Genomic DNA, 14,252 nt, shown 5'->3' with positions numbered 1-14,252 from the left:
CGACCCCTCCCGGATACGCCGCCGGGCCCGTCCCGTACGGCTGCGTCTGCCGCGGCGGCCGCCCTTCGCGATCGCCGCACCGCCAGACTGCCTCCGCCGGGCCGAGCCCGCCGAGCCCTGTGGACCACCCTCCGCCTGTGGACAACTTCACCACCCGGACGAGTGAGCCCCCACCCGGAACCCGGGGCCGGGATCGGGTACCGGGATCCGGCATCGGGTACCGGGAGCCGGGAGCCGGGATCGGCTACCAAGAGCCGGAATCGGGTACCGGGAGCCGGGAGCCGAGAACCGGCTCAGAGGGACGCGGCCGTCACCCCCGTCACCCGCAGGTACTGCCCCCGCACTTCCCGGTACCGCAGCAGCTCAGACGCCACCGGATCCAGCACCCGGGCCCGTCCGCACGCGGCGGCCGCCTCCCGCAGGCGTCTCTCCGCCTCCGTGCCGTAGCGCCGTGCCGGTCCGCGCGCGGCCATCCGGCAGCCCCACTCCACGAGCGGGCCGCCGACGATGCCGGCCACCATCAGCAGCACCGGCACCCCCAGATTGGGCGCCATGACCCCGAGGATCTGGCCCAGCAGCCACAGCCCGCCCACGACCTGAAGGATCGTCATCGACGCCTGCGCCAGCACCGCCGCCGGCCACCAGCCGGGCCGCGGCGGCCGCCCCGGCAGCGCGGCGCGCGCGGCCAGTTGGTCGAGCGCCTCGGGCAGCCCCTGGGAGCCGCGTACGGCGGCCTCGCGCACCGCCTGCGCCCACGGTGCGGGCAGCCCGGCCGAGGCCCGGTCGGCCAGGGTCCGCACGGCCTGCTCGACGCGCTGGCGGGCGGTGGCCTCCTCGTCCGCCTGCGTCCGCGGGAACAGCCGGCCCGTGGGGGGCTCTCGCCGGTCGTGGTACCAGTGCCACAGCCGCAGCCAGGGCGTTCCGCACGCGCGGTTGGCATTGCGCAGCCACGCACGTTCGGCCGCCTCGCCCGCCGCGGTGGCGCCCACCGCGTCAGCGAGCCGGGCGGAGAAGTCGTCGCGCGCCTCCTCGCTCAGCCCGGTACGTCGCCGGGTGGCGTACACCCGCCGCAGTCCCGCCGCGGCTACGTCGACGTCGGCGGCGACCCGGCGCGCCGGCGCGCGGCGCTCGGCCACGAACCGGCCGACCGCGTCGCGCAGTTCGCCGACGCCGTCCCCGGTGAGCGCGGAAAGCCCGAGCACGGTGGCGCCCGGTTCGCCGTGCTCGCCGAGCGCGATGCCGTCCTCGTCGAGCAGCCGCCGCAGGTCGTCGAGGACCTGCTCGGCGGCCTCACCGGGCAGCCGGTCGGTCTGGTTGAGGACGACGAACATCACCTCGGCGTAGCCGGCCATGGGCCGCAGATACCGTTCGTGGAGCATGGCGTCGGCGTACTTCTCCGGGTCGACGACCCAGATGACCGCGTCGACGAGGGCGAGGACTCGGTCCACCTGCTCGCGGTGCTGGACGGCCGCCGAGTCGTGATCGGGCAGGTCGACGAGGACGAGTCCGTCCAGCTGCGCGTCCGCCTCGCCGTTGTAGAGGGGGCGGCGGCGCAGCCGGGGCGGGATGCCGAGCCGCTCGATGAGGCCCAAGGCGCCGTCGCTCCAGCTGCACACGATGGGCGCCGACGTGGTGGGCCGGCGCACGCCCGTCTCCGAGATGACGACCCCGGCGAGCGCGTTGAACAGCTGCGACTTGCCGCTGCCCGTCGCGCCCGCGATGGCGACGACGGTGTGCTGCCCGGAGAGCCTGCGCCGGGCCGCCGACTCGTCCAGGACCCGGCCGGCCTGCGCGAGGGTCCGGCTGTCGAGCCGGGTGCGCGACAGGCCCACCAGCTCGCGCAACGCCTCGAGGCGCGCGCGCAGGGGTCCGGGGTAGACGAGGGGCCCCGACGCCTGCGGACCGGGCCCGCGGTTCTCGACCGCCGCGGCCGGTTCCCGGGTGGCGTCGGCGGCGGTGCCCCTCCACGCCATCAGCCCGCCGCCCCACCCGTCCGCGCCGTCCGCGCCGTCTGCTCTCCCGAAAGTTCCGGTTGCGTACGTGCCCTCCACGCTCGCGTGGGCCCCGTCGGCGCGCTGACCGTCACCGGGGCCGCCCTGCACGTCCACCTCTTCGGCCTCCCCGTCTTCGACCTCCACGGCTCTGGCCTCCCCGCCTTCGGTATCCGTGTCTTCGCCGTCCACGTCCTCGACATCCACGTTCTTGGCGTCCACGCCCTCGGTGTCCACGTTCGTGGCGTCCACGTCGTCGGCGTCCGCGTCGTCGTCACGGTCGGCGTGCTCGGTGCGGTCCTGGTCGGTCATGGCGGTCACCGGTCACCTCTCCTTCAGCAGTACGGACAGCGCGGCGATGAGTTCGGCCTGGGGCTCGGCGCGGACGTCGAGGGACTCGAGCGGGGCGAGACGGCGCTCGCGCTCGGCGTGCAGCACCCGTTCCAGGTGGCCGGTGAGCAGCCGCCCGCCCCGGTCACGCAGCCGCAGCGCACCGTGCGGGCCGATCCGCTCGGCGAGCTTCTCGCCCGCCGAGCGCGCCCGGCGGCCGCCCAGGAGTGCGGTGGCGACCAGCGCGGTGACCGCCTCGGGGTCCGGCGCGACGGCGCGGTCGAGGTCGCGGACCTCCTCCTCGGCGTACTCCTCCAGCTCCCGCCGCCAGCGCCGTACGGCCAGCGCGATCCGGTGCTCGGCGCCGCCCGGGGACGGGTCCTGGTCGGCCAGCTCCGGGGCGGCGCCCGCGGGTTCGCGTCGCCAGGCGTCGTCGATGCGCTCGTCGGCGGCCGTGACGTGGCACAGCAGGAGCGCGGCCAGGCTCTCCACGAGCGCGTCGAGCAGTTCCCCGGCGGTGCAGTCGAGCGGGAAGGCGCGCCAGCGCTTCAGGGCGTCCCCGGCGAGCACGGCACCGGCCTGCAGACGCTCCCGCACACGCGCCTGCTCGCTGTCGTACGCGAGGTCGACGGCGGTGGTGAGCCGCAGCGCGGCCGCGTACTGCGCGGCCGCGGCGCAGGCCAGCTCGGGCATCCGGGCCTTGAGCGAGCCGAGCACACCGTAGGCGGTACGGGCCATGGCGTGCTGCCGGGCGACCGGGTCCTGCGCGTGGTGGACGAGCCAGTCGCGCAGCGACGCCACGGCGCTGGCCGGCAGCAGCCCGCCGCCCCAGGCCGACTCGGGCAGCTCCGGCACGGTGAACCGCGGGACGTCGCCGAGCCCGGCCTTGGTGAGCAGGGCGGCGTACTGCCGGGACACCTCGGAGACGACCTGGTGGGGCACGCGGTCGAGCACCGTCACCAATGAGACGTCGTACTCCTTGGCGGCACGCAGCAGATGCCAGGGGACGGCGTCGGCGTAACGGGCGGCGGTTGTGACCATGACCCAGACGTCGGCGGCGCAGATGAGTTCGGCGGCCAGGACGCGGTTGTCGGCGACCAGGGAGTCGACGTCGGGCGCGTCGATCAGGGCGAGGCCGGGGGGCAGCGTGTCGACGGTCTCGATGCGCAGCACGCGCCCGGGGTGCTCGCCCGGTAGCAGCAGGTCGTCGTTCACGTCTTGCTGCGGTACCCACACGCGCGTGAGGTCGGGCAGCACTCTCATCCCGCTGAACCAGTGATGGTCCTCCGGGTGGCACACCAGCACCGGTGTCCGCGTCGTCGGCCGCAGCACGCCCGCCTCGCTGACCCTGCGGCCCACAAGGGAGTTGACGAGGGTGGACTTTCCCGCGCCGGTGGATCCCCCCACGACGGCGAGCAACGGCGCTTCGGGGTCCCGCAATCGGGGCACCAGGTAGTCGTCGAGCTGCGCGAGCAGTTCGTCGCGGTTGGCACGCGCGCGTGGGGCCCCCGCCAGGGGCAGCGGGAAGCGTGCGGCGGCGACACGGTCGCGCAGGGCGGAGAGTGCGTCGAGCAGCTGAGGCCGTACGTCCAAGGTCACCACATGCGAAGAATGCCCAATTTTAGGGGATATCCAAAGCATATGGGCCGCCTGCGCGCCGACAGGGACACAAGAGACGAAAGGGGCAACCGGGACACCGGCACAGTCCAGGCATAACGAGTACACAACACCCGGTGCGCGAGACGCCAAAAGCGATGCACGATTCGTACCTGCCTGCGATTATCAGGACCGCTTCACCGAACCTCCACATTGAGCCACGGAGGCGAAGCAACAGGGACAAGGATGCGGGAGCCCTATCCTTGTCCCCGGCAACGTCACGGATCAGCCCAGACCCGGGCACCACGACAGAGGCCACCACACCCGGCCCCCGTAGCTCAGTGGATAGAGCAGGCGCCTTCTAAGCGCTTGGCCGCAGGTTCGAGTCCTGCCGGGGGCGCCATGTCTGAGCAGCAAGAACGCCCCGGAAGGACCAGCCCTTCCAGGGCGTTTCGCGTCTCTGACGGCAACGCTGACGGCAACGGCCCGGATCAACCGCCCAGGCCGCTCACCGGTGCCGCGTCAATCGTCGTCCAGCAGCGTCCCCAGCCGGTCCAGCGCGGCGCGCTTCTCGGTCATCTCGGCGTGCGCGTAGATGTTCATGGTCACGTCCAGGGCACTGTGCCCGACGATGTCGCGGACGATGTGGGGCGGGATACCGAGTCCGAGCAGCAGCGTGCCGCAGGTGTGGCGCAGGTCATGGAAGCGAACCTCCAGCCCCAAGCCGCTCACGGATCGGGGGGTGTACCAGCGTGCCTCAGAGCCCGTGCGGACGCTCTACGACAGGACCCAGTGAAGGACGGTCGCGTCGTCCCGCGCCTTGCCACGCGGCCAGCGAAGACCGTCGGGGTCGCCGGCCTCAGCTTCCCGCACATGGCGGATCAGCTCATCCGGCCCGGACGAGTCGAGGACAGCCGACGCCTCTTGCCAGTCGGCGAGTTCGAAGCGGTCGACGAGCCGTGTCGCGCCGTCGCTCAGCAGCGTCACGGATGCGAGCGAGTCGAGCGGCACCGTCCCGGTCAGGGCATGTTCGGCCGCTCGCGGGTCGGGGCCGGCGATCCAGAAGCCGCCGGGCCGGTTGCGAAGCCCTGTCAGAGCGTCGCGATAGTCGGCGAGTGCGGCAGTGTGTTCGGGTGAACCGGTGGGCAGTGCGTCAACCGGCCCGCGCAGCCGTTTGCCGATGTCGTCCAGGCGCCGGTCGGTGACGACGGTCGTTCCTCCGTCCCTGTCGGCGAGGAGGAGGGAGGAGTCACCGAGGACGAGGTATTCCAGAGCTCCCCCGCCGGTCCGGGCGGCGGCGACCGTACTGGTCGGACTGGCCCGATAGGTCAAGTCGCAACTGCCCTCGTGCAGGGACCGGACGAGGCCGATCGAGTCGGCCAGGCACCCGGCGAGCGGCCGGGCGGGGTGCGTGGTGATGCTGCGCAGCAGCAGACCGCCGAGCGTTCCGGAGAACCAGGCGACACCGTGCGTGCATCCGGTTTCCGCTCCACCGACGCCGGCGCCGTCGAGGAGTACGGCCGCACCGGGAGCAGCGGCGGCGAAGTCCTCGTTCTCTCGCTCGGGGTCGGCGGGCAGTGTGGCGAGGGCGACCCTCACGCCGGCGTCTCCTCGTCGTGCCGGTACAGGGGGCAGAGCAGTTCGACGGACTGCGGTTCGCTGGTCTCGGGGTCGTACTCGACACCCACCAGCGTGGAGAACCGGTGATCGCCCACCTGCCCCCACAGCGTGTTGAGGTCGTTGGCGAGGAGTTGCACGACGCCGAGGGAGCCTTGCGTGTGGATACCGGCGATGGCCAGCAGCGAACCCTTGCCGTCCGGACGCGACAGCCTGCCGAGGTATCCGACGTCGTACGGCCGGGCCGGATCACTGTCCTGTCCCGACCGGTAAACGGTGCCGGTCCGCCGGTCCACCACCGTCCAAGGCCCGTCTTCCGCGCGCTCCCAGCTCAGTACGGGGTCCTGCGCGTAGGTGTCCCACATCTCCTGAGACATGCGCGGACCGCAGACGACGACCAGGCCGTCGCGGTTGAGGTCGATCACACCGCTCACCGGCACATGTTCCGAGGTGACGTCGAGCCCGTACAACCGCGCCAGGTCCTCCAGTCGCTTGCCGGAAGTGACGTCGTCCACGGCGACGACCGTCCGCCCGCGTTCGTCGTCGCGCCGCAGCGGAGTGGCGACGGTGACCGCACCCCGGCCGAGGAAGGCACCTTCCGGCGCCGGGCCGGTGTGCCGGATCTGGTGAATCCGCCCGCGGCTCAGGCCGGCCTTTGCCGCGATCTGTGCGTACGACAGCCCTTGCGCGTGCAGGTCCTGCACTACGCGACGGCGGAGGCGGGCCAGTTCGGTCACCTCTTGCTGTGCGTCGGCCAACCGGGTCGTGACCTCGCGCAGGAGCAGGTACGGATCATCGATTGCCATGATCCGTTGCAGCTCGTCCGACATGTCCTCACCTCCTAGCAGTAACCAGGAGTCTAGGGCCCTAGACGGTATGGGCGGGAGACGTCGGCCCGTGCGAACGCCGATCACGAAGAACCGGGACCGCCGTCGAGGCACGCCCCGAGGACTCACCCGCCACCGCCCACCAGGCAGAAGCCAACCGCGGTCGAGCGGGACACGGTCACGCACCCTCCCGCGCCAGTTCGGCCCAGACCGAGCGCCCGTCGGGCCAGTTCTTCACACCCCAGTCCTTGGCGCAGCCCGCGATCAGCACCAGGCCGCGCCCGCCCTCTTCCTGGCTGGTCACGTCGCACAGGTGTGGCACCCGGGGGCCTCCCTGGTCGACCACCTCGATGCGCACCAGGTCATCGCCGAGGTCGACGACCACGAGGAACCAGCCGCCGGCCGAACCGCTCAGCGAGTGCCGCACGGCATTGGTCGCGAGCTCACTCACGATCAGGACGGCATCTTCGACCGGGCCCCGTTCGTCGAGCAGGGTGGCGACGAAGTGACGGGCGTTGGCCACCTCTTCGGCCAGGCCGGGGAAGGCACGGCACCACTTTGACCGCATGGGAAACTCCTCATCCCTGTCTAGGGGTCTAGACAGCACAGCGGCAGAGTATTCCCAGGCCTGACCAGCAAGCCAGGCATCAGGAGGAATTATTCCTCTAAGGAGTGACGGTGTCTCCCAAGTCCCGGAACTCCTTCATCACCCGCAACAGCAGCTCCCGCACCTCACCGCCGAAGACGGCAGCCCGCTCGAACCGCCCGAACGTCTCCTCGTACGCGGCCAACTCCGCGGAGTCGACCGACACCCTCTCACCAGCGAACGTCTCGACCACGACCGCCCGTTGATCGCACAACGTGAACCCGTGCCGAGGCAACACCGGCACCGGCCGACGCCACGGAACCACCCCGAGCCGGACAGTGCTCAGACTCTCGACAGCCAGCAGCCGGTCGAGCTGAGCGAGCATCAACGCCGGGGTGCCGGGCCAGGTCCGCAGCACGGCTTCCGTCAGCACGAACACCGACTGCCGCCCCGGCTCGTACAGCACACTCTGCCGCTCCACACGGGCAGCGACAGCACGGCCGACCGCCTCAGCAGTCGAGTTCGGCACACCGGCGAAGACGTACCGGGCATACTCCGCGCTCTGGAGCATGGCCGGCAGGACCACGCACTGAAACGACCGCACCAGCCGAGCAGAGCGAACCTCTTCGTCGACGGTCGTACCGGCAGGAGTTGCCCCGTCTGCCAGTTGGTCAGAATCCGCGGCAGCAACCACGGTGGCCAGGAGGTCACGCACCTCGCGAGCGGTCGACTCGTCGAGGCCAAGGGCACGCGAGAGCCGGTTGAGCACATCCTGGCTCGGAACCATGCGCCCGGTCTCGACCTTGGACACGGTCGGCTGCCCCACACCAGCGCGCTGCGCCAGCGCAGCACCCGTCAGACCAGTCTCAGTACGAAGCACACGAAGACGCGCACCAAGCGCCCCCATCCGCTCCTGCCGTTCGCTCCCCATGCCCAGGGTTCTACACCACCCGCCAACTCCAGCATGATTCAAACTTTCTCTACTGGTTCAAGGCGGCTCGCTCCGCTCCCCGCGCGCGGCCCGGCCCCCGGCCGGGCCTGCGCTCCTGTCTCCGCCCCGCTCCAGCCCGACCAGCGTCCGTGCCGCGCTCAAGGCATGCAGCCGCCTGACGCCAGAGAAGGGGGTACATCTTGGCTGGGGCGGTCGGCTCCGCGAATTTAGCGAGCCACTCTGGAATCAGTGACCGAAATCAGGCCTCAGTCAAGCGTCTCCCGGTCAAACCACTCTTCTCTATCGGAGACTTCCGCGAGGGTTGTCGCCTTCTGGGCCACCTCCGTTGTAAGCGAATCGTTCGCCGCGTACCTCACACTGTGAGGCAAATCCGTGACACGCCGGAGTACCTCCCGACTCGATTGCACAGACATTGGCCTGGCCCGATAGGGACTTGGCTGCGCATACCCGTCACGTAGATACACAGCGTACGCATTGGCGATATCATCAATCGCCTCGACCCAATCCTTATTGGGTGAGTAAATCAGCCCATTCAGCTTGGCTGCGCCGGCAAGGCCAACCAGATCGCGGTCCCTGCAGCGCTCCATGATCCCTTCAAGAATAGAGAACGAATCCTTTCTGGAGGTTTGGGTCGAAGCCAGGTAGAGGATACCCGGGGCAGTCCTTTGCGGCCATGCAATGGGTGCGCCCCGATCGGCACGCACCCATTGCTGCGCAGCCAGAGATCGAATCGTATACAGGGTGTACGCATCGAATCCTCGCACCCACTTTTCAAGTGCCCTAGCATTGTCGGCAAGCACAGATGGAGGAGCCCAACGCATGATGCAACAGAGCACGAAGAATGCATCATCCGCGTCTTGGATGTTTTTCACCTGATCCGCCCACCAATCGGTATCCGCGCGCCGTTGACGAGCATAGCGGGAACGAAGAACGGGCGAGACGTCCTTATCAATGAGTGAATCCATCATTTTCTGGCTCAGATTCCCGCTTCGCACGTCCCCTAGACAGGTGGCGAGCGCGAGAGTTCGTCGACATTCACCGCCCAAAGCCTCCGTCAACGCTTCGTGGCAATCTACCCACAATTTGTAGTCATTGCGAGGACCCCTTCCTCTGCTGACTGGTGTAAGAGCGTCACGGATTCTGTCGAGCAGATCAGCATAGCTGGGGGGAATTTCCTCGACGGTGGATAGCAAATATTCCAGGCGCATCCATCTGCTAAATACTCCATTGTTATGAAGGATGGAGCCCAGATAGTCAATCGACGTCAGCGACACAATAGCCATTTCACCACTATCAACAGGCTGCCCAAGAATTATTCCTGAATGGACTCGGACACCAGCGCAAAGCGCCTTCAAGAAGGAGTCGAAATTCATTTCGTCCGTGAACACCTGATACGAGGGTTCCGGCTGCAGCAGCATATGCCAGAATCGCATGTCTTCGCCCATCTCAGCCACCAGCCGTCGGGCTTGTTCGGGTGAGATAGCGTCGAGGGTGTTCATGTAGCGGCCGATAGCAAACCACAACCGGCGCACATGAGCGCCTCGCGCATTCGACCACTTTCTAAACCACCACCCAATAAGATCGTGACTCGTAGCATTCGACGCTAGTAGCCGTGCCGCGTCAAACTCCATAAATCCTGAAGAGATTTGCTTCTCGACCCGTTTCATCATGCGTTCAGCGACCTCCTCTCCACCGGAGTCGCCGGGAAGTGACAGACCCGAGAGTGCAAGTCCCCGAGACGTAAGCAGGGCCACTGACTCCTCTGAGGAAAGCAAGTCAACGACCTTCGAAACTGATCGCGGTTTTTGAGAGAAAACTTGATCGCGCAGAAGCGTTAGGGCAACTTCACGCGAGTACGAGATAAGTGAGAAATCTCCTCCCGATTTCACCAAATCTTCCAGCAGATCGACTAGGTTTGCCAGCTCCCCTACATCCGAGAACCCAGCATAGAAGCGAGTTACATTCCACCAGTATGGATTACGCAAAAGCGCTTCGAAGCGATCAGATCGATTCCCTGCACGCTCCGCCCCTGGGCTCGAAGTACGGGCGGTTGAGTACAGGTACCGAGCAGCGAAATACTCCCTTAGGGGCTGCACCTCGAACTCGAACGTGTTCTGAACTCTACTCGTAAGGACCATCACCCTGTCAGTCATTCCTGTGAAGAGGCGGTCTACAAGCTCGAGCTTTTTCTTTTTATACCCCCGCAGCACCAGGTATTTCTTTAGGAGAGACTTTAGTTTAGGTTCCGAGATACTTCCATTCGACTCACCAGTTTCGGCTAGGCAATGGAGCACCCATGCCACGTATCCGTGCAGATCGAGAATTAGCTCCCGCTCGTCCCTGATAATTTCACTCTTCTCCGCTTCGCGATCAAGGAAAGTTTCCATATATTCGCGATAGAGGGCAGTGCGCTTATCCGGGAGAGATGGCCCCTTTTTGCGTACCAGCCAGAGAAGTATGGCAAGCTGCATAGGGTTTCGCGCCAGGTCGACGATATGTGATTGACCCAACTTCTGTCCCATTACCTGACGAATTTCGTGCGCCGCCTGGTGGGCCACCTTGCGAGAATCTAGCCAGCCGTCTGTGTATTCCAGAACCAGATTCAGGGGAAGGTCCCCAAGGGTGAAGTAGGTATATTCTCGCTTGGAGAAACCCGGCGTCTTTGAGAAAGAACTCGGACGACTCGTTGCTACAGTTCGAAAAGAGGGGCTGAACGGTTCGATGCGATTCAGAGCCTCATTTACGCATGCCACCACTGATCGGCGATCGCTAAGATCGGGAACCTCATCTAGGCCATCTAGAACGAGGATTGCTGGAGTAGACCGGAGTACGGCGTCCAAGTCAGAAACCGAGAAGTCCATACCACCTGACGAGCGCCTAACCTGCGCAGCCAGAAAGGCCTCGAGTGTGTCTGCCCAGCCTTCTGGAAGTCCATCGTTGGTTACATCAAAAGGATCCTGACGTCGCATCCAAGCAGCCAAGTCACGAAAATCAACGTGAAACGGCAGCCGTACAGGACTCGAACGATGCTCAGCACTAAATCGTTCAATATCGGAGCTTCCGAGGAGTCGGGAGCGATGAACTTGGCATACATACTGCCCGACGGTGGACTTCCCTTGTCCAGGAGCCCCTTCGAGTACGACCCTGGACGTTGACGGCGCTTCCTCGCCTACCATTCCATCGGAGAGAAGGACGGATGCTGCCGGGGCGCCAGTTGTTCGATTACTGGTCATAAAGGCGCTAGAAACTTCCGGAGAGATGAGACCTGACCATTTCTCCAACGCCCCCGGATTCCGACGATTATCGTGTCCGTCGAAATAGATAAGACTATGTGTGTACACTGGTCGTTCTGCAGGATTAAAAGCGAGTGGGATATCAATGAATACGTCGAGCAATTGCGGTTCAAGCTCCGCCTGCTTGAATTTTACGAACTGGTCACGCTTATACTGGTGCCGCATATACTTCATGAGAGCGCTAACTCGAGGATCTCTCTTCGCAATCTGAATAAACGACTGCTCGGTGATATCGGGATCTTTCAAACCCAAGATTTCAGCCAAGCCGGACAGATCGCGAATGAATCCATAAGTGCGCTTAACTTCGGTCAGGCCATCAAGACGGCGATCCAAATCATCCCTCCACCACACTTGTGAAGGAATCGGCATCACATCGTCCAGCCATTTCTGGACGCGATCTCGCGTGCCGATATCGAGGTGAGATGAACACTGAGCGTTCGTCATCAGAACATATTGCTCCGCTCCTCGGGATGCAAGGTGTTGGACTTTCTCAATCTCACCACTCAGGACTTTGATGATCCACGCCAGAATCCCATCAGGTGTGGCGAGCTTATTGGGGGTAGGTTGGCGAAACTTGACTTGGTATACGATTACATCCGAGACCCTTCCCTTCGGCATTGAGGCATCACGACCGCCGTCTGGCATCCCTACAGGGAAACATTGGACCTGAGGATTAGTAGCAACGAGCACTGCTTGACACAACTGCTGGAAGACGTCTGCCCCTAGTGACTCATAGTCGTATCGCTCAGCCATTCTCGCCTCCATGTCCAGGACTGATCACCGGCTGGAAGCCATCGTAGCCAAGGCCGGTTCCACATGGGGGAGTTACCCGCAATGACCTTGCATCTTCGCCGGAAGCTCGCGTCGGCTGTGTGGGAATCTGCAAGCCGAAGAACGTTTCTGCTCTACCTAGGAGCGACGCGTCACCATCAGACGTCAGATGGGAGTCCGGCGCAACGAGGTCGTTCCAGCATCGTGGCAGGTCTTGTGGAGACCACGGGGAATGGGGAATGGCGAGGACCGAATCGCCGACCTGCCAGATGCCGTGGCCTCTCCGCCGCAGGTCAGCAAAGCAGCTATGCGTGGAGGACCCCGGCAGCGAAGCGCGCCGACGAAGGCTGTCAGAGGCAGGAGGTGACAGGTACTTCCCGGGCTCCAAGAAGCGCTAGCCCAATCGGACTCCGACTGCTGTCCGAACCGCTCCCAGGAACTCTGTCCACGAGAGCGTCTTCTGGCCGGACAGGGCGTTTTTCAGGCTGAGTTGCAGTGTGCGGCACAGGGGATGGGGAGACTGCATGATTGCGTCATTCCGGGCCGCGAGGCGGGCGAGTTCGGCCGGGGTGGGCAGTCGGTCGCTCTTGGCTCCGTTGCAGGCGGCGTGTGCGGGGGCAAGGTTCCACAGGGCGTCCAGATCTGGACCGTGCCAGGAGCCGACGCTGTCGAAGCGACGCATCAGGGAGAACGGGAAGACGTGGTCGACGGCTATGGCTTCCCCCGGGGCCAGAACATCGCCGCAGATCAAGCAGCGGCCGTGTTGAAACCCGACCGTGGCGTCAACGATGCCGGTCACCGAGCGGCGTCGGCGTTTGTCGGTGACCCTAAGGGTGTCCCAGTCGACCGTGACGCCCTCCTCGACGAGGCTACGTCCGATGCCGGCAGCGAAGGAGCTCTCCACGATGCTCCAGCGCGCACCCAGCTCCGCGGCCAGGCTTGGTGCCTGCTCCGACTGCGCCAGTCGCAGCAGGTCAGGAGTCAGGCGCACGACACGCTACCGTCCCGTCCCTGCCAGCTCGTAGAAGGTGTGGGGCACCGCAGTTTCATCGCGGAGATTGTGGAACTTCTGCATCACCATCATCGGCATGGAACGCACTGCGGCCGCCAGCAGACGCTCGATGGGCCGGCCGGCCTCCAGCGTCGCGGCTCTCTCCTGCTCAGCGACGGTGAGGAAGTTCTTCTCACCCAGTTCAAGTGTCTGCGGCGCCTGCGGATCCTGGGCCAAAAAGGCCCTTGCAAGTGGGACAGTGCGGGCTGCGAGTCCTCCACCCAACGGACGTCCTCGCACGGGTTGAGGCTCTGCGCGACCTCCCGAAGCTCACGGACCGGCTCCGCCGCCACCACCTGGTAACCGCGCCGCGCGAGTGCCACGGCGTCCCGCCCAGTGCCCGCACTGACGTCCAGCACCTTCGCCGGCGCCAGCGGAAGCAGATCCAACACCCCGCCATGCACTTCCTCGAAGGTGACGCTCCCGTACCTCTGCCCCAGCAATTCGGCGCGCTGCGCGTAGTAAGACTGGACGCCCGCAGCGGGCCGGCCCACCGCCGACGACTCGCCGAGGTGAGAGAAGTTCTCGCCTGTACCAACCATGGCCTCAGCTACGGGACCGCACCGACAACGGCCGACGCATGAAGACGAAGGGTGAGTGCGGAGCCATTCGGCACCCCGGCAGACGTGCCAGAACCGTGCCAGGCCGTGCGGGAAGCCACGGGGAACACCGGGAAATGCAAGCCGGGGACGGCAGGCGTCGACACCGTTACGCCGCAGGTCAGCAAGCTTCCCGCCCTGAAGCACCCAAGCTTCCCAAGCTGAGGGCTCAAATTACCGTCGTTACGGGCCGGCCGTCGTACCGTGCTCTGGTCGACGGCAGCAGCATGGTTGAGGCCAGTGGGGGTGCAGCGAGGCACACACGTGCGTGATCGGTCGGCCTACCCACCATCGTGGCTGGCTTTCGTCGGCTGAGGCTCAGACACCTTTGAAGGCTGCTGGAGCTGTAGACGTCGACGGCAGTGACGGCAGCGCTGACGGCAACGACGGCGGACGGCGGTGGCCGTCCGCGGTCGGTCACGACGTCGTCGTCCGCCGAGCGACGGGTACCCCGGGGCGGTGCCCGCATCTTCTAAGCGCTTGGCCGCAGGTTCGAGTCCTGCCGGGGGCAGTCTCCGCCCTCCCGTCCGGGAGGGCTTTTTGCTGGTCAGAGCGGGTTTTGCTGACCACGACGAGGCCCTGGACGCCCTCTTGATGATCAAGGGCAGACTCCGGGGCTGTCCGGCTGTCACCGGGTTC

The 14,252-nt window shown here is 65.9% G+C and carries 10 protein-coding genes and 1 tRNA gene; 1 reads left to right on the top strand and 10 read right to left on the bottom strand.

Annotated elements, in window-relative coordinates; translation table 11 throughout:
• Positions 1-293: 293 nt before the first annotated feature.
• Together AB0G63_RS16870 and AB0G63_RS16865 are read right to left on the bottom strand one after the other, a co-directional pair.
• On the bottom strand, positions 294-2,312 hold the full coding sequence (locus tag AB0G63_RS16870; RefSeq protein WP_360750525.1) for a YfjP family GTPase: 2,019 nt from the start codon (positions 2,310-2,312) through the stop codon (positions 294-296).
• Between the two features lie 3 nt (positions 2,313-2,315).
• Positions 2,316-3,923, bottom strand: coding sequence for a dynamin family protein (locus AB0G63_RS16865; RefSeq protein WP_360750523.1), 1,608 nt, complete (start codon positions 3,921-3,923; stop codon positions 2,316-2,318).
• A 321-nt stretch (positions 3,924-4,244) separates the two neighbouring features.
• Here AB0G63_RS16865 and AB0G63_RS16860 point away from each other — a divergent pair.
• Positions 4,245-4,320, top strand: a tRNA-Arg gene (locus AB0G63_RS16860).
• Between the two features lie 119 nt (positions 4,321-4,439).
• Here AB0G63_RS16860 and AB0G63_RS16855 read toward each other — a convergent pair.
• The 8 genes from AB0G63_RS16855 to AB0G63_RS16820 all read right to left on the bottom strand — a co-directional run bounded on the left by AB0G63_RS16855 (position 4,440) and on the right by AB0G63_RS16820 (position 13,191).
• Positions 4,440-4,649 (bottom strand): tyrosine-type recombinase/integrase, encoded by a 210-nt coding sequence (locus tag AB0G63_RS16855; protein WP_360750521.1) that lies wholly within the window; start codon positions 4,647-4,649, stop codon positions 4,440-4,442.
• Between the two features lie 45 nt (positions 4,650-4,694).
• Complete coding sequence (locus AB0G63_RS16850; RefSeq protein ID WP_360750519.1) at positions 4,695-5,516, bottom strand: integrase; 822 nt, start codon at positions 5,514-5,516, stop codon at positions 4,695-4,697.
• The gene (locus AB0G63_RS16845) at positions 5,513-6,364 is read right to left on the bottom strand and encodes a sigma-70 family RNA polymerase sigma factor (protein WP_360750517.1); all 852 of its coding nucleotides are present in this window, start codon (positions 6,362-6,364) and stop codon (positions 5,513-5,515) included. The genes AB0G63_RS16850 and AB0G63_RS16845 overlap by 4 nt, the downstream gene beginning before the upstream one ends.
• A 175-nt stretch (positions 6,365-6,539) precedes the next feature.
• Entirely contained in the window at positions 6,540-6,929 is a 390-nt protein-coding gene (locus AB0G63_RS16840) for an ATP-binding protein (protein ID WP_360750515.1), read from the bottom strand.
• A 97-nt stretch (positions 6,930-7,026) separates the two neighbouring features.
• Complete coding sequence (locus tag AB0G63_RS16835) at positions 7,027-7,878, bottom strand: helix-turn-helix transcriptional regulator (protein ID WP_360750513.1); 852 nt, start codon at positions 7,876-7,878, stop codon at positions 7,027-7,029.
• A 266-nt stretch (positions 7,879-8,144) separates the two neighbouring features.
• The gene (locus tag AB0G63_RS16830) at positions 8,145-11,945 is read right to left on the bottom strand and encodes a hypothetical protein (protein WP_360750511.1); all 3,801 of its coding nucleotides are present in this window, start codon (positions 11,943-11,945) and stop codon (positions 8,145-8,147) included.
• A gap of 412 nt (positions 11,946-12,357) precedes the next feature.
• Entirely contained in the window at positions 12,358-12,954 is a 597-nt protein-coding gene (locus tag AB0G63_RS16825) for a hypothetical protein (RefSeq protein WP_360750510.1), read from the bottom strand.
• A 6-nt stretch (positions 12,955-12,960) separates the two neighbouring features.
• Positions 12,961-13,191, bottom strand: a complete 231-nt coding sequence (locus AB0G63_RS16820; RefSeq protein WP_360750508.1) for a hypothetical protein — start codon at positions 13,189-13,191, stop codon at positions 12,961-12,963.
• Positions 13,192-14,252 lie beyond the last annotated feature (1,061 nt).

It is taken from the genome of Streptomyces sp. NPDC020996, assembly GCF_040641355.1.
Classification (GTDB): Bacteria; Actinomycetota; Actinomycetes; order Streptomycetales; family Streptomycetaceae; genus Streptomyces.
The sequence above is the reverse complement of the archived record's forward strand: the minus strand, read 5'-3'. Positions and strand labels throughout refer to the sequence as shown.

What these genes read in the sequence shown, in the direction of transcription:
- AB0G63_RS16845 (WP_360750517.1), bottom strand. Translation starts at nt 6,364, where the DNA reads ATGTCGGACGAGCTGCAACGGATCATGGCAATCGATGATCCGTACCTG.
- AB0G63_RS16840 (WP_360750515.1), bottom strand. Translation starts at nt 6,929, where the DNA reads ATGCGGTCAAAGTGGTGCCGTGCCTTCCCCGGCCTGGCCGAAGAGGTG.
- AB0G63_RS16835 (WP_360750513.1), bottom strand. Translation starts at nt 7,878, where the DNA reads ATGGGGAGCGAACGGCAGGAGCGGATGGGGGCGCTTGGTGCGCGTCTT.
- AB0G63_RS16830 (WP_360750511.1), bottom strand. Translation starts at nt 11,945, where the DNA reads ATGGCTGAGCGATACGACTATGAGTCACTAGGGGCAGACGTCTTCCAG.